Here is a 19716-nt window from a genome sequence, read left to right as displayed (position 1 = left end):
GACTGGATTATTTCTAGGATTTAGGAGGGCTTTTTGGCCACAATAAATACAGCTTTGCCTTTGTTGGGCTGCCATTGGTGGTCAATCTTAAAACGAGCATTCGTCAAACTGGTTGTAAGTTCATTTACCGTAAAGACCTTCACCAATGGAAAAAATCCCAAAAATTTGCCGATGGGGGCAATCCATTTAAACCAGGCCATCTGATCTCCTAAGCAGACTGTACTGGTAACGAAAATGCCACCGGGTTTGAGCATGTCAAACACCTTAGCAATGGCTGCTTCCTTATCTTCCAATAAATGCAGAATACTGAGACCTAAAATGGCATCAAGGCTCTGATCGGGGATATCCAACTCATCAATGCTGGATTGTTCAAAGGTGAGGTTAGAGATATTTTGAGCAGCGGCTCTAGTTTGAGCGATGTCAATCATATTGGCAGAGAAATCAATGGCTCGAATATGTTTGACATAAGGTGCATGCACGATTGCTGTTGATCCAGTGCCACAACCAATCTCCAAGACTTCCATGTCTGGCTGAAAGTATTCTTGGGTCACTTGTAACTTTTTCTCGTAGGCGGCTACATCGGCAATGGGTTGTTTCAAATATCGGTCAGCAATTTTGTCCCAAAACTTCGTAGATTGGCCCATACCCGTTCTCCTTTGATTGATGGAAGATCGTTGCAACCGACAGCGATTCGCTGCTGTTTCTATTCTAAATCCCCCCAACTTCTGACAGACGGTATCGATTTCAGTGACGATGGGTTGGTATTGCAGAAGAGGACCGTTCAGAATCCATCATTCATTTCCCTAGTTTGATCCGGATCACCTAGGTTCCTTAAGTTCCAGATTAGGCTTCCAATCTTCCCTGGAGGAACCGCCTTAGAATCGCGATAGTGCAGGTATGAAATCCATGGAAGGAATCGATCATGTTTGCACCGCTTGTTGTCAGATTAGACCATGCCCTTGGCCATCAGCGCTTTATTCGAATACGGGGAAAAGCCATTGCGACTCATACCCAAATCATCAATCAGTTTTGCGATTCAGTTGGACTAGAGCGGCCTTGTCGCCAACATCTGATCAAAGTTGCCCATCACAACGGCAAAAAGCTGGGGTTACTCGCCTAACCCTTGTGATGCCCATCACCCGGTCAACCTATAGATATCACCACCTGATTGGCATCGGATCACGGCTATTTCCCTTTATCTAAATCAGCATAGATAGCATCCATTTCAATCCTGATCCAAACCCGATATTCTGTCATGAATCGGCAAACGCGACTTATCCAATACCTACAAGATGAACTAGCCCTCCCCCAGGATGCGCTCTCTTTAGCCACTCGGTTTCAAGATCGCACGGCTACCCAAATTCCGATCATCCTGTGGCAGTATGGTCTCGTCAACATCGATCAATTGGGCCAGATTTACGATTGGTTAGCTTCTGTCTAAAAAACGCTACTCTTTTGTCACATTTCAGACGTATCTTAATGGCTCTATAAACCTTATTTTCAACCTAAATCGTTCTTCAGTTTTTCATCCCATTCTTCTCACACCAACCCTCAATAGTCAGTATTATTACGGTCGTGATAATACTGATTTTTTTATTTATTCCCTCAACAATCCCTTTTCGAAGTTCTCCATAAAATCACTCCGTAAATTCACGATTGTTCTCTCCAGCAAAGACTTGCGACAATAAGCACATATCTGAATCACTCCCCAGTTTTTCCTTCTGTGTTCCCCCTCTCATTATCTTGCGATCAACCATTCGACTTCGATATTTGTCGTTTTATCCTCTAAAAAAATTAAATATTGATAACCGGCACAATTTTTCCCGCAATTTATCTGCTCGCATACGCTTTTGACCATGGATGCCGAAAATTTGATCCGGTTCAGCCCGCTGAATGTTTTGCCCCGCAATCAACGCCTACTAAGTGGGCTGGTGTGTGGATTAGATTTATGCGTCATCCTCGGTCTTCTTTGGATGATGACTTTTGCGTTTGGCCCAGCTAGCTCCGATGAGCTAATGGCCCTGAGTGCGCTTCTGATGTTGATCGTGCCCACTATCTTTCAGAGCGTTGGGCGCTATACCTTTCAGCCTGCCAATCCTCCTAAGCTAGACTACTCAAGAATTTGGCTGGGATGGGGAGTTGTCATAGCCGCCTTGCTGTTCTTGGAATATATGAGCCACACCGCTTATCTTTCCAGCCTAGGGACTCACCTTTGGCTGTTCCTAACCCCTTTGGGGCTGTCTCTTCTAAACCCCATCATCCGTGGCCCTTTACAGCAGCGTGTATCAGGAGACTACAACCGTACCGCCATCATCGCGGGCACGGGAGAGATGGGCCAGCAAGTGGCCGATCAGCTTTGCCAAAGCACAAAGTCAGGTATCAAGTTCTGTGGTTACTTTGCTGATAAAGGTACTAAACTCGAAGCCGAAAGCTGCCGACCGATGATTGGCTACCTGGACGAACTGCCTGATTTTGTCCGACGCTCTCGTATTGATGTGGTTTACATCACCCTGCCCCTAAGTGAAGAAGCAGCCATCTCCGATCTGATTTTAGCTTTACAAGATACGACGGCCTGTGTGTATTTTGTCCCCAATTTGATGATGCTGAATTTGATGCAGGCTCGGGTTCACGACCTCAATGGACTGCCTATGATCGCGGTAATGGAAGTGCCTTTCTCTAAGGTGCAGGCCTGGATCAAGCGCTGTATTGATTTTGCGATCGCAGCCCTCATCTCCACTGCCATTTCCCCCCTGATGATCCTGATTGCGATCGCAATCAAGCTGTCTTCTCCTGGTCCGGTCCTCTTCAAACAGCAGCGCTATGGTCTCAATGGCGGCAATATCGTCGTCTATAAGTTCCGCTCCATGCGGGTGATGGAAGACGGAGCAAAAGTCACCCAAGCCACCCAAGGCGATCCGCGCATTACCAAAGTAGGGGCTTTTCTGCGTCGCACCTCCTTAGATGAACTGCCCCAATTTATTAACGTCTTGCAGGGCCGCATGAGCCTAGTGGGTCCTCGTCCCCATGCCGTTGCCCACAATGAGCACTACCGCAAACTGATTCAGGGCTATATGCTTCGCCATAAGGTCAAGCCTGGGATAACGGGTTGGGCTCAGGTAAATGGCTATCGAGGCGAAACCGAAACCCTAGACAAAATGGAAAAGCGGGTGGAATACGATATTCACTATTTGAATCACTGGTCCTTGTGGCTCGATATCAAAATTATTTTGCGCACCGCCCTCGTGTTTTTTAACCACCAAAACGCTTACTAGCTCTGTTAAGTTTTTCTGAAAAACGTCCCGGCAGACAGGCACCTGCGTTAAGCTTGCACCCAAAAATGCCCTCGACTCAAAGGCTTTATCGTAAAGCAATATTTGAGATAGAGTGTATCGGGCCAGTGACCGTTAACTGCCCAGTCCGGTTTCGTAAGCACCCATCCAATAGGCAGAGTGATGAGCACGTTAGCCAATCGCTACAAAATTATCAAGAACCTCGGCGCAGGAGGATTTAGCCAAGTCTATTTGGCAAAGGATTTACAGCGGGATGATCACCGCCGATGTGTGATCAAAAAGCTGCAGCCCAAGTCCGATGATCCCTTCACGGTCAGGACCTCTAGACGCCTCTTCAAAACGGAGGTCAATGTCCTCCAAAAGCTGGGTAACCATGACCGTATCCCCCAACTTTTTCTCTCCTTTGAAGAAGATCGGCAGTTTTATTTAGTTGAGCAATATATAACAGGCCAGAGTCTCAGTCGCGAGCTGACCTGGTGGCACTGGACCGAAGCCAAAACAGTGGCTTTTTTGCAGGACATTCTGGAAACCCTGGCGTTTGTCCATCGCAAGCAGGTGATCCATCGGGATATTAAACCTGAAAATTTAATCAGACGTGATCACGACCAGCGGATTGTCTTGATTGATTTTGGGTCCGTCAAGAAACGTCAGCAGTCAGAGCATACTGCCATTGTGGGGACCAAAGGTTACATGCCCCTTGAGCAACTTTTGGGCAAACCTCGCCTCAATAGTGATGTTTATGCTGTCGGTATGATTGCCCTCCGAGGTCTCACAGGCATCAATCCGGCCAAAACTGCTTTTCCGACAGACCCAGATACAGGTGAGTTGCTTTGGCAACATAAAACCGATATCAGCCCTGAACTGGCCCAAGTTCTCAACACCATGGTCCGCCAGGATCATCGGCATCGTTACCCCTCGGCTCAGGAAGCTCTAAAAGCAGTCAGTCAACTGGGTGAAATCCCAGCTCCGAGTCGGCGTCGTCTACTGCAAGCCGCAGGCTTAAGCGTCATGGGCTTGTTGGGGACTGGCATGGCTTATCCGGCCTTTAGCCAGGAACTCCCCAACCGCAAGCCTCCCTCACCGTTCTCTGGTCATTCACCCATTGCCGACAAACCCGCAATCCCTGAACAAGAGGTATCGGTAGAGAAATCCCCCATTACTGAGGGGAAAGGCACTGCCGCCAAGGAGAAAGAACCTTCTCCGGCATCCCCCCCTCTAGCTTCGGCCCCCCAACGCCTGGATAAGCAAGAACTCTTGCGTCGATATGGCTCCTATAACGAGTGTCGCAAGGTTGCGAAAGCCAACGGCATTAAATTCTCGACGACTCCCACTTGGGATAAGTTAGTCTATGCCTTTAGCTATTCCGAAGCCCTGCAGCAAATGAGTCAGGTTTATCTTAATGCCTATCCCAATCCGGCCTTAGCGGGCATCACCCTGGAGCTGACCCTATAGAGCAGAGCAAACCACTCGAAATCCCACATCATAGGTGAGAAATCCAGAGGTGTTGTAGGTACGAGACGCAGATCGACAAAGTGTGGGGTTGGACGACATGGAGCCACCCCGCATGACTCGATGGGCGGTCCCTTCTTGCTCCCAGGCCTGACCATTAGTTGGTGCGCCCTGATAGGTCTCATGCCAAGTGTCTTGGCACCACTCGCTCACATTGCCATGCATATCGTGGAGGCCAAAGGCATTGGCGGGGAAACTGCCTACCCCTACGGTCTTTTTACGGTATTGTCCCCTGGGACCGTCGCCATAGGCATGGACTCCCCAATAATTGGCCAACTCCGGTGTAATGGTTTGTCCCATATGAAAGGGGGTGGTGGTGCCTGCTCGACAGGCATATTCCCACTCGGCCTCGCTGGGTAAGCGATAATCCTGCCCTGTTTTCTGAGATAGTCTTTTGCAAAAAGCAACGGCGTCTTCCCAGGACACATTATCCACGGGGCGACTTAAGGCTTTTGCCTTTGAAGGGTTGGAACCCATAATGGCCCGCCATTGGGCCTGAGTCACTTCAAATTTCCCCATCGAAAAAGCCGGAACCGTCACCTGACGTTGGGGGCCTTCGTGACTCTCCCGATCAGACTCTTGATCAGGAGAACCCATAGTGAAGGTCCCACCCGGGATGCTAACCATTTCTAGGGTGACGCTATCGCTCAAATTCTCTTGAAATACCGGGACTTTCCCCTCCGTCCGTTTGACAATTTTGCCTTGGGGATTGACTTGTACATAGGCAAAGGCGCTATCCAAAGCGGAGACGGCTGCCGTCTGGTCCGTTGACAGTTGCTCTAGAGAAAATAGAGACACGGCTGTGTCAATGGGAACGGCTAAATTAAAGCCTGACTTGACGGCAACATTTCCCACAGTTTGGCCTTCTGCGCGACCATGAATGCCTGCGACTTGGCCTGAGCGGTTGAGAACGGGACCGCCACTCATACCCGGTTGGGTAACGGCAGTATAGGTAATGCCATAGCCTCCATCCTGCTTACCAAGTGAGGTCACTTGTCCGGGGGAAATCGTATACTTGGGCTGAGTAATCGCCAGCCCCGGCAACGGAAAGCCAGCCACAAAGACTTCATCTAGCTCACTGAGGTCATCCTTTCCTGCTAACGTTGCCACTGCATAATTGATGTTGCTTTTGATTGTGAACAGGGCTAGATCCACGGATCCTCCCGACTGGATGGCTGAGGTGTCGATGGGATGCTGCTGACCATCAAAGGTTTCAATATAGGCTTCTTCCCCAGGATTCGTGTCTTGGAGAACATGGCCTGCCGTTAGGACGTAGTAGGTATTTCCATTCTTACTAACCAATACCCCAGATCCAGCCGTGCCTTGGGTAACAATCCGTACGGTGACTTTCTTCGCCAGGGTTTTCAGGGTGCGACGATCCTGAGCTAGGGATCGTTGCCAAAATCCAACAGACAATAAAGTGCCACCAAACAGCAAAAATTCCCTTCTTTTGATTCCCATATCCCTGAATGTGTAATGGTGATTGACGATAAGCTTGCTAGCACTGCCTTCGACGGCCTTTGGCTCCACTATTCTATGCCAACAATCTATCCACCTCCCAGCAGCAGACTGGGGTTAAAGAAAGGTTAGCCTTTAGCTAAAGAGTCCGGGCTAATCGCTCTAAATGCTGTTGAGCTTGGCTGAAATATTTAAATTGCCGCTCATCCCGGTGAAATTCTGGCGTATGGACCCAGCGACGGCCATTCTGAGTTCGCCCGCCATGAACTTTATGTAACAGCTCATGATACATCACAAACTCAATGACATAGCGGGGGAGCTTGGCCGAGTCTAAGCTAAGGCTGATCACCACTCGATCCCGACTGGGCTCATAATGACCAAACTTCCGATGGCTGTAGACTTTGCTCCAGCACAGGCGAGGCTGGGTTACTTCCTGGTTAAAGTAAGTTTGATTGACGCTGGCAAACACTGCCGCCAGATCGTAGACATTGCCTTGAGAGGTTTCTCGTAGATCATCCACCATCAGTTCTAGGGCTAACAGCAGCTCCGTAAATGTTTCCGATAGGGAGTATTCCGTCATCAAGGTCGATGTTTCAGGTGTCTTGTCCAGCAGCATGGAGTGGATCACCGCTTGGATAATATCTTGATCCGCCAAAATAAATCCTTCATTAATCTTGATTTTGAGGTGAGAATGCTTAAATTGACAGCGATATAACGCACTCATCGGCGTAAATTCTAGACTAAGATGTTTCAGATCTTTGAATGGACGAGTTTTTGCATTAGAAGAAGACTTCGGAGTAGCCAGGGTCTGCTGAACAATCGTTGTGGCTTGACGAACGGCAGCAGCATGCAAATGGAGATGGTCATCACTCTGTAGAAATTTCATCCAGCCGTAAAGCTGTTGAGATTGCGGGGTCAAATTTCCAGGGGTTGCCCCCTGCTCTGCACAGAGTTGTTCAATTTGAGCTGTTCTTTGGCTAAGTTTTTGAATCAACCTATTTTCAGCCTTGGCATCGGAGGGAGGCAGCTCCGCAATTCGCTCCTGAAAATATTGATATTGACGCCGAATCCCTTGAATGGAAATTTCTTTTTGCCCCATTGGCGAGCCGGGAGCCGCAGGGGCTTCAACAATGGGGAGACGGTTGAGATTGACCCCTTTCAAAAACTGGTAGGCATTGCGGGATGGTACGGGGAGTTGACTGGGTTTGATCTGGGCCTGGGCACAAATTTGTTCAGTGGCTTGAATCGTCCCTGTCACATATTGCTGGAAAGCAGAAACTTCCTGACTGGGGATGCCAACTTTGAGTTGGTCTCTGACGCGATTAGAGGCTTTTACTAATCCCCGTATTCTCATAACTGGCTGACCTGCAAGGACATGAGCAGAATAACAGAATTTTCCAATCCCACTGTTGCCCCCCATTCTTTAGGTGTCGCTCTGCCATCAGAGGGAGTAAAGTTGCTAAAAACAGCAGTTTTTTTTAAGAAATACGAAGAAAACTTCCTATCGATTCAGTTTTGGGGTACTACCACTACAACAGCTATTCGTGGGGAAAAGAAATTGGCGACTCAACATGACAGTCTTCATTACTATCTTAAGGAGATAGGGCGGTTTCCGCTGCTTACCCATGAGGAGGAGATTACCCTGGCTCGGCAAGTCCAGGCAGGTAACCCTCGCGCAAAAAGAAAAATGATCGAGGCGAATCTCCGATTGGTGGTCTCGATTGCTAAGAAACATCAGAACCGAGGTTTGCCGCTACTCGATTTGATTCAAGAGGGTAACTTGGGCTTAAGTATTGCCGTTGATAAATTTGAGCCGGAGCAAGGGAATCGGTTTAGTACCTATGCTTACTGGTGGATTTTGCAGGGGGTGACCCGTTCCTTGCAAAACAAAGGTCGCGTCGTCCGGTTGCCTGTGAAACATTGGCAAGTGGGTAATCAGATCAAACGCACTCGCCATCAGTTGAGCCAAGAGCTGGGCCGAGAACCCACTGTCGTTGAAATAGCTGACGCCATGGAGATGGATCTAACCCGCTTGAAAAAGTACCTCCATAGCTTGCAAGAGACGGTGTCTTTAGACAAGTTTGTGGGCAGTGAGCAGGATACAACCCTAGGGGATCTGATTGAGGGGAACGACTCCACTCAGTCCTACCTCGATCTGCTGCTGCAGGATGAGGAATTGTCTGGGTACTTGGCGTTGCTGGATGATCGCCAGCGATTTGTGATTTCTGAGCGATATGGGTTGGAAGATGGCAAACCCAAGTCTATGGAGAAAATCGGCCAAAAGTTGGGGATTAGCCGTGAACGGGTCCGGCAGATTATCAAAAAGGCGATGCAAACCCTAGAGAAATGTGCATTATCGGCTTAGATGAAAAAAAGGGCATGGAAGCCCCATACCCTGATTGGTCTCTGTTGTGAAAATTAGACTTCTGCGTCTACCTCTACTGCCGTAACGGAATTGGCAGAAACTTCAGCTCCCAACTCTAATCGCTGACGGACCTGTTGCTCCACGCTATCGGTAAACTCAGGATTATCAGCAAAATATTGAATCGTATTGTCTCGACCTTGACCAATATTATTGCCGTCAAAGCTATACCAGGCCCCTTTGCGGACAATGATATTGGTTTCCTCGGCCATATCCACTAAGCAGCCCAAGGTGGAGATACCCTGGCCAAACAGAATATCGAACTCGGCAATCCGAAATGGGGGCGCAACTTTATTCTTGGCTACTTTGACCTTGGCGCGGATGCCATACATATCTGTCCCTTTTTTCAGGGTTTGAATGCGGCGGATATCCAAACGAACGGAGGCATAGAACTTGAGGGCATTGCCGCCCGTGGTAACTTCGGGGCTACCGTAGGTGACGCCTATTTTCTGCCGAAGCTGATTCAAAAAGATCACGGTGCTGCCAGATTTGCAGATATTGCTGGTGATTTTGCGCAGAGCTTGGCTCATCAGTCGAGCCTGCAGCCCCATATGGGAGTCACCCATATCTCCTTCGATTTCAGCGCGAGGGGTGAGAGCAGCAACGGAATCTACGACGACGAGATCGACGGCACTGGAGCGGACCAGCTGATCGACAATTTCTAGAGCCATTTCACCGGAGTCGGGCTGACTGACCAGGAGTTCAGAAACATCCACCCCTAAGGCAGCAGCATAAACTGGGTCAAGGGCATGTTCGGCATCCACGAAGGCAGCGACGCCCCCGTTTTTTTGGATTTGTGCGATCGCATGTAACGCTACGGTGGTTTTACCCGAACTTTCTGGGCCGTAGATTTCAATCACACGCCCGCGGGGTAGTCCGCCTCCCAAAGCCAGATCCAAGGTTAAGGCACCACTAGAGATGGTTTCGACCTGCATGCGAGCAGCATCACCCAAGCGCATAATCGACCCTTTACCAAAGGAGCGCTCCACATTTTTCAAAACTAAGTCTAGGGCTTTTTGCTTTTCTGATGCTTCAGTGATAGCGGCCATACATCTCTCCAAAGAAAGGTAGGTGATTGAATTTATATAGTATACTTGTACTACTAATGTGTCAACCCGGCACAAAGATATAAATTTACCGCCAGTGTGGATGGTTGAGATGGATACCCTTGCTGAACTGATCGGATTTACAGGTAATTGGCTAGTGGGGGTGTCCTTTACCTTGGATCAGGGATATCAATGTTGGGTGATTACCCCGGAACGGCAAGTTTATACAGATGGTGAGTATTATGAAAGTCATCTGATGGCATTGGCTGCCGGTCGTTACTTGGTTGAACAGTCCCTGGAGGTGGAGTAATTATGTGTGGTCGCTTTGCCCTGACGGCAACCCCAGATGAGATTGCCACTGCCTTTGGTCTCCAGAATGTCCCGCCGTTTCCACCCCGCTACAATATTGCCCCCAGCCAACCCGTGGCCGTGATTCGGCAGCTACAGCATCAGCCCCGAGAATTTCGGTTGATGCAATGGGGGCTGATTCCCAGTTGGGCTAAAGATCCCAGTATTGGTAACAAGCTAATTAATGCTCGCTGTGAAACGGCCCATGAAAAGCCTTCCTTTCGCTCAGCAATCAAATATCGTCGCTGTCTGATTCCGGCGAGCGGTTTTTATGAATGGCAAAAGGTCGATAAAAGCACGAAGCAACCCTATTATTTCCACAAGCCTCAGCCTTTTGCCCTGGCAGGGCTGTGGGAGTCTTGGAACGATATTGAAACCTGCATTATCCTCACCACCCAGCCCAATGATGTGGTGGCCCCCGTTCACCAACGGATGCCCGTGATCATCTCTCCTGAAAACTATAAGGTATGGCTCAACTTTGATACACAAACCCCGAGTCACCTATTTCATCTGTTTGACCCGGATTTAGTCCAAGATTTATCGGCTTTGCCGGTGACCACTTTAGTCAACAGTCCGACAGTGGATCGGCCTGAATGTATTGAGCCGATGCTGTAGCCCCTGTCAAAAAACGATGCGTAAGATCCTGCATATCGATATGGATGCCTTCTTCGCTTCCGTGGAGCAGCGAGATAATCCTCGCCTACGAGGCAAGCCCGTTGTGGTGGGTGGACGTCCAGAGCAGCGAGGGGCAGTCGCCGCCGCCAGTTATGAAGCCCGCAAATATGGGATTTTCTCCGCCACACCATCGCGGGTAGCCGCCACTAAATGCAAGGACTTGATCTTTGTCGCGCCTCGGTTTGAGGTCTATCGCCAGGTCTCTCAGCAGATTCGAGCTATTTTTCACCAATTTACGGATCGGGTGGAACCAGTCTCTCTAGATGAAGCTTATTTAGATGTGACGGAAAACAAGGCGCAAGTAGACTCAGCAATGGCGATTGCCCGAGAGATAAAACGTCTGATTGTTCAAGAGACTCACTTAACGGCATCAGCAGGGGTATCGATCAATAAATTCTTGGCCAAAATGGCCTCAGGATTGGAAAAACCTAACGGCCTCTCCCTGGTGGCTCCCGATCAAGCTGAAACCTTCGTCCAGCAGCTCCCCATTGAGAAGTTTCACGGCATCGGTAAGGTCACCGCCGCCAAAATGCATCAGCTCGGGATTCAAACGGGCACAGAGTTGCGTCAGTGGTCTGAACCTTCATTAGTGCGCCAGTTTGGCAAGGTAGGCCACTACTACTACGGCATTGCTAGGGGAATCGATCAGCGTCCAGTGGTGGCCAATCGCATTCGCAAGTCCATTGGTGCAGAGCGGAGCTTTTTTCCGGATATTTCGGGATTGCCTGTTTTGATGGAAGAACTGGATGCGATCGCAACCCAAGTTCACCTGCGGTTGGCCGAAAATCAACGGTCTGGCTATACCCTGACCCTGAAAGTAAAGTATGCCAACTATCAACAAATCACCCGCAGTCGCACGGTCGATCATCCCTTGTTTGAAGTGGATGAAATTTTGGCATTAGGGAAGGAGTTATTACAAGTCCATATCGATGCACAGCAGGCGGTGCGGCTTTTGGGACTAACCCTCGCCAATCTTGTAGACAAAGACCATAGTCCCAAACAGTTATCGATTGGGTTTGTCTAAAACCGTTTGGGCAACCCCCACAAAAAGCAAAGGAAGGTGATTCTAAGTGACTAATCCACCCAAATTTGAAGCAGCGTTCCCCTTTCAAGAGGATGTGTTAGCCCTACCAGTCGTCGATCTGGATGCCACGTCTAGCTGGTATGCCCAAGCCTTCGGCATGGCTGAAGTAGAGCGCAAGGAGCAGCCCCATCCCACCGTTGTTTTAGCAAGAGATGATGTGAAAATCGGTTTCGCCATCAATGGCAGAGATGCGTCTCAAGACGGTGCTGCCATACGGGTCTCCAATATTCAGGGCATCAAATCAGAATTGGAAGCAAAGGGGGTGGAGATCGGGAATTGGCGAGTGGACGAGCGGGATGGAAGAAGATTCCAAGTCTTCTTTGTCGTAGCACCAGATGGACTCTGCTATTGCTTCAATGAGCCTATTTGACACATGGATAACATATAGAGAAAATCTTCAGTCGAACGTTTAGCAAGTATTCTTTAAGTCTTTATATCAACAAATTTCTCGATAGTCGATTTTCAATGCTGATATCGATAGAACAGTATCAAAATATTTCTGATGACATTAATCGATTTGGAGCGTGGGGAGTAGTGAGGTGAGTTTATCTCAGCCCCATATTCTTTAGAAGCCATATAAACGGATGTTCTGAGGACCTGAGCTATTCACTCCAAACGTAATTGCGTCGCTTCAAATTTCATTTATCTGATGTGACAAAAGAGGGGTATGGTCAATTAACAATTTCTCGACGTTTTAATCGATTTACCCTTGCACCTACTTGTTTCTCTAACTTTTATATAGGGGAGGGAGCCTTTGCAGATTTTTCTAGTAAGTTCTAAATAGCATTCGATTACTGAATTTAAATTTCAGTAAATTTTCTGCCGATGACTAATATAGGTATTAAAATATATTCAATATTAAATTTTTCCCGTACAAAATGTACTTAGCACATTTGAGCTGTTACTTGAAATGAATAGAAAATCTTTAATACTAGCAGCAATTGCTTCTATTCTTGTAGTCACAACATTTCTGTTGTTAACTTATAAAGGCCCTAATAAATACAGGGTTGTTTTACGTTACTCCTAGAAAAAATAGGATGGTTCTACTGACCAACAGTAGAGAGACCGATGAGCCATCTAATCGATACTTTGAAGCAAGTCCCGGATTTCCGCAGTGCCCATGGCCGTATTCATCCGTTATGGCTGCTGTTGCTATTGATGGTGATGGGCATGCTTGCTGGATATCAAGGGTACCGTCCGTTAGAAACCTTTGTGAGCGATTATCGCCAGCCTTTAAGTGAGCTATTGGGGCTTGAGAGCCTCGAAGTTCCGTCTCACTGTACCTTTCGTCGAGTGATGAAGGGGCTTGACTTCCAAGCGTTGAGCCACCAATTTGAAGCATGGATGCTCTCGAAAGCCCAGACTCACTCTCCCGATAATTATGCAGCCTCCATTGATGGCAAACGGATTCGTCAGGGGCTTACAGATGCCAAGGGGAAGCAGCGTTTTGTGGGCTTGGTGAGTTTATTTGCGGTGGAAGCAGGCATCACCCTCAAGCTCGAAGCCCTCACTCAGGAGGATAATAGCGAAATCAAAGTCGTGCAGGCACTGTTGGAAACCCTTCAACTCGATGGCTTACTGATTACCATGGATGCCTTACACGCCCAAAAAACACTTGAGAAGATTGTGGCCTCGGGTAATGACTATCTCGTGGCGGTCAAATCCAACCAGGGAAGACTTTACGACCACCTCCAGACTTACTTTGAGTGTCTTAAACCCATGGCTGAGCACATCCACTCCGCCCAAAGTAGAGGACGAGATGAACATCGGTGTATACAGGTTTATGAGCCTGTCGGCATAGCCCTACAAGAATGGACAGCAATTCGCTCTGTACTTTGTGTCCAACGATGGGGTACTCGCAAAGGAAAGGAGTATCACAATACCGCCTATTACATCAGTTCAGCTGCCACCTCACCCCAGCATTGGCAATCTCTGGTCCGAGAACATTGGGGCATTGAAAATCGGTTGCATTGGCCGAAGGATGTTGTTTTTGGCGAAGATGATTATCGACTCGAAGATGAACAAGCACTGCTCAATTGGTCAGTGCTTAGAACTATTGGGATTAATATCCTGCGGCTAAACGACTATCAATCCCTCAAAACCGCGATGACTAAGCTGGCTAATCGGGTCGATATTATTTTTTCGCTGCTAACTTAAAACAGCCCTGCTAATAAATATACGATACTTGTCGTTGGTGATTACAGTGGCAACTATTCAGGTATTGGGAACTCGGTTGCTCTAGGAGCTGATTTTGTAGCTGATAAGATAAAGCTAGGTAGAGGAAAAGAACTAATTATTCACAGAGAAGATGATAAAGGAGATGACATAAAGGCAAGAAAAATTGCCTTGAAATTTTCTCTCCAATCATCAGTTATTGCAGTTATTGGCCACTCTTCATCAGGAAATACGTTATCCACTCTTGATATTTATGGTACTTTTAAAGTTCCACTTTTCCTTCCAGTTGCAACTAACCCACAAATAACTCAAGTTTCAAGTGAGAAGAAGTGGGATAATATATACAGGTTAGTCCCTATAGACAATTTTCAAGCAGCAAAAATTGCTGAATTTACTAAGAAAAAAATATCTAATCAAAATAAACAATCTAAAAAGTCAGCGTTAATCATTCATGATGAAACAACCTATGGCATTAATCTTGGTGAATCTTTAGAGAAAGCTCTCTCTAATCAAGAGGTTGTTTTTAGCAGTATAAGTAACAGTGATTATTCTCAAATCAACAAGAGCCTAGAAGAAATAGATTCTGATGTTATTATTTTTGCAGGTTATTATGAAGAAGGAGGGAAGCTTGTATCAGATATTCGCAAACGGGAAATCAAAAAGCCTATCATCTTGACAGATGGTTGCTTTGTTTCAAAAATTTTTGATTACTTAGGTCCTGATTCTGGTGAGTTATATATTTCCTTCTTGGCCCCTGACATTAGTAAAATTGAAAAAGTAACTCCCTTGATTTCGAAGATTCGACTTTCTGAGCCTGATGCAAAATTTAGTGATCTTGCGTATGCTCCATTTGGAGCAGATAGTATTCGTATCATTCATGAGTTGTCAAAAAAAATACTTTCTGAGAAGTCAAGCATAACAAGGAAAGAGCTTTTGAAGTGTATGAATAATGAAAAGAATAGAAATTTCGATAAAAACATGATGATTGGACCTTACAACTTTAATTTAGATGGAGATAATATAATGGGTAGAAACTATATATATAAGCTCAATACTAATAATTTTAATGAGTGGATTTTTGAGGAGTAGACTAATTGGTGAAAATATTTAACTTTTCTATCTCTGTTAGTGAGGTGGATGGGTGAAAGAAGCCTCAAAGCTTACAGAGTTTCTGTTTGACCAAAGTTCATATTTCTGAAGAAAAAAATATTGCCCGCAAGGATTTGAAGTTTTTCAGGAGCAGGCTAATAACTCCCTGAAATGTGGATTAAACCTCATTTAATATTAATTGACATACATTGATGCTTTTAAGTCCAAACAATAGGTAGGATCTGATTCAGAAAATGTCAACTTATAATACATTTACCTTAGGGAAGTATAGAGGATTTATTTTCGAAAACAGAAATATATTTAGAAATATTTTGCTAGTTTTTTTAGCGATTTTAGTAGTTCTTACCTTTTTTTTTCGATATTATTTGCACAGTGGCTTGTCAACTGCTGATTATATTTCTCTACATTTACTTGCAATGTCCATAGAGAGTTATACAGTTCCTGTAACTAGCTTTGTAATTATTCTATTGATAACAATATGGTTGTGCGTTCCATTATATGTATTACATTTTAGTAAAAGCTACAAATATAGAAGTGCTTACATTATTCGAAAGAGAGGTTCCCTCTTTAGAGAGAACCTTATAATTATTTTAACCAATGTTCTATTGTGCCTTTCATTCTATTTCATATTCTTAGACATCTTTACGCTTTTTGCTTATTGGGGAATAGACACAAAAAATACATCTCTAATTAGCATTTTGTTTAGCGTCTTTGCTTCTTTCTGTAGTATTTATTCTGCATTGCCACAGACAAATCTATTTTTTAATCAGGATCATTCATACCCTGAGTTAGTTGATTTCCCTGAGATTTTTTCTCAGAGAACTAAAGTTATCTATCTAAATGTTGGCTCTTTAGCTCCAAGACTAGCCATAGTTTTTGATACTCTGAATATTTGGAATAAGTATGTAGAAAAATATACTCCAACTTCTGAAGTTATTTCCTCAGTTATACAACCTTGTGAAAATCAGTTATATGGAAGTATTGTAAGGAAAATTCAAAATGATACTTGGGAAGGATCCGAATACTTAAGAAATAGTATATCGAACTATATTGGGATACAAAAGCCTGAAAATATAGTATTTCTTACCAATACTTCAAGAGCCATTGAAATTGTACTTGAAGCAATACGACCTACGTATGTTGTTACTACTGATCATGAGCATGAATCACAAAAACAATTTTTCTCTATAATTAAAAATCGCCATAATACACAGATAATGCCAGTCGAAGTTGTAAAAGAAAAATGGAAAGATGATATCAATGAATCTAAAGAATCTTTTACTAGAAGATTCATCCAAGAAGTTATAGAAGATTATTCAGGAAGACTTGAAAAAGAAGTATTTGTTGTATTTCTTAGTCACGTTTGTTCATCAACTGGATGGGTTTTGCCCGTCGAAGATATCTGCCGTAAGATAAAGGATCATAATCCAAATATTACAATTGTCATTGATGGTGCTCATGCAGTTGGAAATATTGAAGTTAATATATCTAATCTAGCATGCGATTATTATATTTTTTGCGGCCATAAGTGGCTTTTTGGATCACCTAGTTTGGGTATATTGGTTTTTAATAATAAAAATTTTAAGAAGAACTTAATTATTGCTGAAGAAGTTCATGAGTTTCTAGCGTTAAGTCCTCAATTCCTTGATTCAGCTATGAAGTGTCACTCTATAGGCTCTAGGGAAATAAGCTACTTTAAGAACTTTAAATCAACCATTTGTCTTTCCCCACTAATCTCTCTTACTATTACTTTAGATGAATTTCATACAGATATAAGCCGTGAACATATAAGAAATAATATGCGTAGTATCAACGAATATTTATGTAGAAAGATATCTGAAATCCCTGAATACATAGTATATGAAAATGTGTATTTCCCTAGCTCTCCTGGGATATTTATCCTACAATATAAAACCTGTAGAGACCAAGATACTGCCCTAAGCAGTTTAGTTACTGATCTTGAAAGTAAAAATATTATCGTTAAAAAAGTTCTATCACCTTCACTAGGTTACTGTATTCGTATATGTATACCTTTTTATATTAGATTTAATGATTTAAAACGAATTTATGATGCTTTTTACGAGTGTAGAATTCCAAAAACGACTATCTCTTAAATTTAAAAGTGCTGAAAACTTTCTTATTATATAAAGTATATAGCAATCTAAAATCATTTATGAGAGTTCGTGAGACTAAAATCCTTGCCAGTGCTAATCCAGGTTGAATGCGATTCTCACAACTCACTTCAGATTGCTATAAAGTACCTACGAGGATCAATATACACAAGTATATGTGTACTAAATTCTCTGTCAGAAATTTGAAAAAGCCTTAAGTACTAATCTACCTTGGCATAAACATCTTCATCAGCCTTCTGCAAAGCAGGGCGTTCCATTAGTCTAGCGAGGTAGCTTTTAACTGGACTTTCTTGCTTGAGCATTCCTAGTTTTAATGCCCATAACAACACACCACCAGTCACAATATCTGCAGCCGTAAAATCGTCTCCTGCTAAATAATCATTCGTTGTTAATTGCTCATTTAGAGGCTCACATACTTTAGCAAACCATTGCTTAGCTTCTTCAGGGGAAACGGTTTGTCGCGCTTGCTTAGGGAGTATCTTGTCTGGCAAGCCCGGTAATACATGGAACATATACTGTTCCACGGGTGCTTCTAAGGTTAGAGAAGCATAAAACAACCATTGATAGTAATAGGCTCGTGCGGGTGCATCTAGTTTTGGTGCAAAACCATGATCGATATATTTATCGGCCAGATAAGCACATATTGCTGCTGACTCGAAAATAGTGACAGTCTCATCAATCAATACCGGCACTTTGCCGTGAGGGTGGAGATGGCCATATTCTTTAGAACGAGACATGTCCATCGTCACACGAATTAATTCATAGGAAATATTAAGTTCTTCAAGCAGCCAGCGGGGACGGACTGCCCGTGTAGTCGGCATAAAATATAGCTTCATATCTTAAATCGTGCCAAGCTCTATAAAAACTATTTTCTCATGGTGGTGAATTATCGGATTTTAATCAATTTGAAACTTAATTTAACCGCCAGATAATTACACCGGAAATTAAAATAATTTAATTTCACTAATTTTTTTGGAATATAGTTTTCAGCTACTGAATATTGATATATATTAAGCTGGACAATAATTGTTTTCTGGATGAACAGATTAAATTACCCTTTCAAAAACATGAGAGCTTATCTACTGAAGTAGAGTAATCTCCAAGTGTTCCTAAGCCCATTTTTTTAAGGTACTTCTATTGAAGAATGTAAATCTGAGTCTATGCAAAAATTGGGGTTTTAGCTTATCCCAAACTCAGGTTAATTAGGTCATAACTGAGGTTCAGCTTAAAGGCAGAAGTGAATGGGGAAAATACAGTATCCGCCCTCTCCCCGTGGTCAACAAGTCGATAACTATCATGGAGAAATCGTTTCTGATCCCTATCGATGGCTTGAAGATCCTCAAAGTGCTGACACTCACGCTTGGATTCAGGCCCAAAATGCTTTGACGTTTGAGTTCTTAGAATCCATACCGGAGCGATCGCAAATCCAATCCCGTCTTACCCAGTTGTGGAACTATGAAAAGCTGAGTGTTCCCTTTAAAAAAGGCGATCGCTATTTTTTCTCCAAAAACAATGGCCTCCAGAATCAAAGCGTCCTCTATTCCCAAAAGAGTTTGACTTCAGAGCTCGAAATGATTCTCGACCCGAATCTCCTTTCTGATGATGGCACGGTTGCCCTATCGGGATTAGCCCTGAGCGATAATGCCCAATATTTAGCCTATGGTTTATCGGAATCCGGTTCCGATTGGCAAACCTGGCACATTCGAGATTTATCCACAGGCGAAGATTTTTCGGAGCAACTGCAATGGATTAAGTTCTCAGGGGCAGCGTGGACCCCGGATCATCAGGGGTTCTTCTATGGGCGATACGATGAACCGGATGAAAATAATAAACTTGAAGGCGTTAACTATTATCAAAAGCTTTTTTACCATCGTTTAGGAACGCCCCAGTCGGCAGATCTGCTGATTTATGAACGGCCTGACCAAAAAGAATGGGGATTCCAAGCCGTCGTATCAGAAGATGGAGATTACCTCCTGATCCATGTGTGGCTGGGGACAGATGCCCGTAATTTGTTGTTTTACAAAGATCTTAAATCGCCTGAAGCTCCCGTTACTGAGTTAATTTCCACCTTTGAAGCGAACTACAGTTTTATTGGCAATCAAAAGTCCCTGTTCTGGGTCAAAACGGATTTAAATGCACCTCGGGGGCGGGTGATTGCCATCGATCTTCATCACCCTGACCAAGAGCACTGGCAAACGATCATCCCTGAATCCACCGATACCCTGGAAGGGATTGATGTTCTTAATCATCAATTTGTCGCAACTTACCTCAAGGATGCACGATCGCAAGTCAAATGCTTTGCTTTAGATGGGCAAGAGCTGGGAGAGATTTCACTGCCTGGGATCGGTAGTGTCAGCGGGTTCTATGGCAAGACAACCGAAACGGAAACCTTCTACAGTTTCACGAGCTTTACGACACCGACCTCGATCTATCGTTTTGATCAGGACTAACGCATTGACAGAAATTA

17 protein-coding genes and 1 pseudogene are annotated in these 19716 nt (G+C 44.8%); 13 read left to right on the top strand and 5 right to left on the bottom strand.

Annotation, left to right across the window (positions count from 1 at the left end):
• Positions 1-20 precede the first annotated feature (20 nt).
• The gene (locus ON05_RS06040) at positions 21-644 is read right to left on the bottom strand and encodes a class I SAM-dependent methyltransferase (RefSeq protein WP_010472534.1); all 624 of its coding nucleotides are present in this window, start codon (positions 642-644) and stop codon (positions 21-23) included.
• Positions 645-922: 278 nt separating this feature from the next.
• Here ON05_RS06040 and ON05_RS06035 point away from each other — a divergent pair, with 278 nt between their 5' ends.
• The 4 genes from ON05_RS06035 to ON05_RS06020 all read left to right on the top strand — a co-directional run bounded on the left by ON05_RS06035 (position 923) and on the right by ON05_RS06020 (position 4742).
• Entirely contained in the window at positions 923-1120 is a 198-nt protein-coding gene (locus tag ON05_RS06035) for a hypothetical protein (protein ID WP_010472535.1), read from the top strand.
• Between the two features lie 135 nt (positions 1121-1255).
• On the top strand, positions 1256-1441 hold the full coding sequence (locus ON05_RS06030; RefSeq protein ID WP_010472536.1) for a DUF2949 domain-containing protein: 186 nt from the start codon (positions 1256-1258) through the stop codon (positions 1439-1441).
• Between the two features lie 415 nt (positions 1442-1856).
• The gene (locus tag ON05_RS06025; protein WP_010472537.1) at positions 1857-3272 is read left to right on the top strand and encodes an undecaprenyl-phosphate glucose phosphotransferase; all 1416 of its coding nucleotides are present in this window, start codon (positions 1857-1859) and stop codon (positions 3270-3272) included.
• Positions 3273-3452: 180 nt separating this feature from the next.
• Entirely contained in the window at positions 3453-4742 is a 1290-nt protein-coding gene (locus tag ON05_RS06020) for a serine/threonine-protein kinase (RefSeq protein ID WP_010472538.1), read from the top strand.
• Here the strand turns inward: ON05_RS06020 and ON05_RS06015 are convergent.
• Both ON05_RS06015 and ON05_RS06010 read right to left on the bottom strand, forming a co-directional pair.
• Positions 4737-6215, bottom strand: coding sequence for an SUMF1/EgtB/PvdO family nonheme iron enzyme (locus ON05_RS06015; RefSeq protein WP_262561272.1), 1479 nt, complete (start codon positions 6213-6215; stop codon positions 4737-4739). The two genes, ON05_RS06020 and ON05_RS06015, sit on opposite strands and share 6 nt — an antisense overlap.
• Before the next feature lie 181 nt (positions 6216-6396).
• Entirely contained in the window at positions 6397-7611 is a 1215-nt protein-coding gene (locus ON05_RS06010; protein WP_010472540.1) for a M48 family metallopeptidase, read from the bottom strand.
• A gap of 204 nt (positions 7612-7815) precedes the next feature.
• Between ON05_RS06010 and ON05_RS06005 the strand changes: the two genes are divergently transcribed.
• A complete protein-coding gene (locus ON05_RS06005) occupies positions 7816-8622 on the top strand; it encodes an RNA polymerase sigma factor RpoD/SigA (RefSeq protein ID WP_012165673.1) in 807 nt (268 codons plus the stop codon).
• Between the two features lie 53 nt (positions 8623-8675).
• Here the strand turns inward: ON05_RS06005 and recA are convergent, their stop codons facing one another.
• Positions 8676-9728, bottom strand: coding sequence for a recombinase RecA (recA, locus tag ON05_RS06000; RefSeq protein ID WP_010472542.1), 1053 nt, complete (start codon positions 9726-9728; stop codon positions 8676-8678).
• A gap of 109 nt (positions 9729-9837) precedes the next feature.
• Between recA and ON05_RS05995 the strand changes: the two genes are divergently transcribed.
• From ON05_RS05995 to ON05_RS05965, 7 genes are all read left to right on the top strand, one after another.
• Positions 9838-10035 carry a hypothetical protein gene (locus ON05_RS05995; protein ID WP_029315144.1) on the top strand — a complete coding sequence of 66 codons (198 nt, stop codon included), beginning with the start codon at positions 9838-9840 and terminating at the stop codon, positions 10033-10035.
• A 2-nt stretch (positions 10036-10037) separates the two neighbouring features.
• The gene (locus ON05_RS05990) at positions 10038-10688 is read left to right on the top strand and encodes an SOS response-associated peptidase (protein ID WP_010472547.1); all 651 of its coding nucleotides are present in this window, start codon (positions 10038-10040) and stop codon (positions 10686-10688) included.
• A 16-nt stretch (positions 10689-10704) separates the two neighbouring features.
• Complete coding sequence (gene dinB, locus ON05_RS05985; RefSeq protein ID WP_010472549.1) at positions 10705-11772, top strand: DNA polymerase IV; 1068 nt, start codon at positions 10705-10707, stop codon at positions 11770-11772.
• Between the two features lie 46 nt (positions 11773-11818).
• Positions 11819-12202, top strand: a complete 384-nt coding sequence (locus tag ON05_RS05980; RefSeq protein ID WP_010472551.1) for a VOC family protein — start codon at positions 11819-11821, stop codon at positions 12200-12202.
• Between the two features lie 698 nt (positions 12203-12900).
• Positions 12901-13989, top strand: a complete 1089-nt coding sequence (locus ON05_RS05975) for an ISAs1 family transposase (protein WP_262561180.1) — start codon at positions 12901-12903, stop codon at positions 13987-13989.
• Positions 13990-14013: 24 nt separating this feature from the next.
• Complete coding sequence (locus ON05_RS05970) at positions 14014-15096, top strand: branched-chain amino acid ABC transporter substrate-binding protein (protein ID WP_262562140.1); 1083 nt, start codon at positions 14014-14016, stop codon at positions 15094-15096.
• A gap of 761 nt (positions 15097-15857) precedes the next feature.
• Positions 15858-17231: an aminotransferase class V-fold PLP-dependent enzyme gene (locus ON05_RS05965; RefSeq protein WP_175307211.1), complete on the top strand. Its 1374-nt coding sequence runs from the start codon at positions 15858-15860 to the stop codon at positions 17229-17231.
• A gap of 218 nt (positions 17232-17449) precedes the next feature.
• Here ON05_RS05965 and ON05_RS05960 read toward each other — a convergent pair whose 3' ends face one another.
• The gene (locus tag ON05_RS05960) at positions 17450-18085 is read right to left on the bottom strand and encodes a glutathione S-transferase family protein (protein ID WP_029315177.1); all 636 of its coding nucleotides are present in this window, start codon (positions 18083-18085) and stop codon (positions 17450-17452) included.
• A 405-nt stretch (positions 18086-18490) separates the two neighbouring features.
• Here ON05_RS05960 and ON05_RS05955 point away from each other — a divergent pair.
• Positions 18491-19690: pseudogene (locus tag ON05_RS05955) on the top strand (S9 family peptidase); the annotation flags it as partial.
• Positions 19691-19716 lie beyond the last annotated feature (26 nt).

The organism is Acaryochloris sp. CCMEE 5410 (genome assembly GCF_000238775.2).
Classification (GTDB): Bacteria; Cyanobacteriota; Cyanobacteriia; order Thermosynechococcales; family Thermosynechococcaceae; genus Acaryochloris.
The sequence above is the reverse complement of the archived record's forward strand: the minus strand, read 5'-3'. Positions and strand labels throughout refer to the sequence as shown.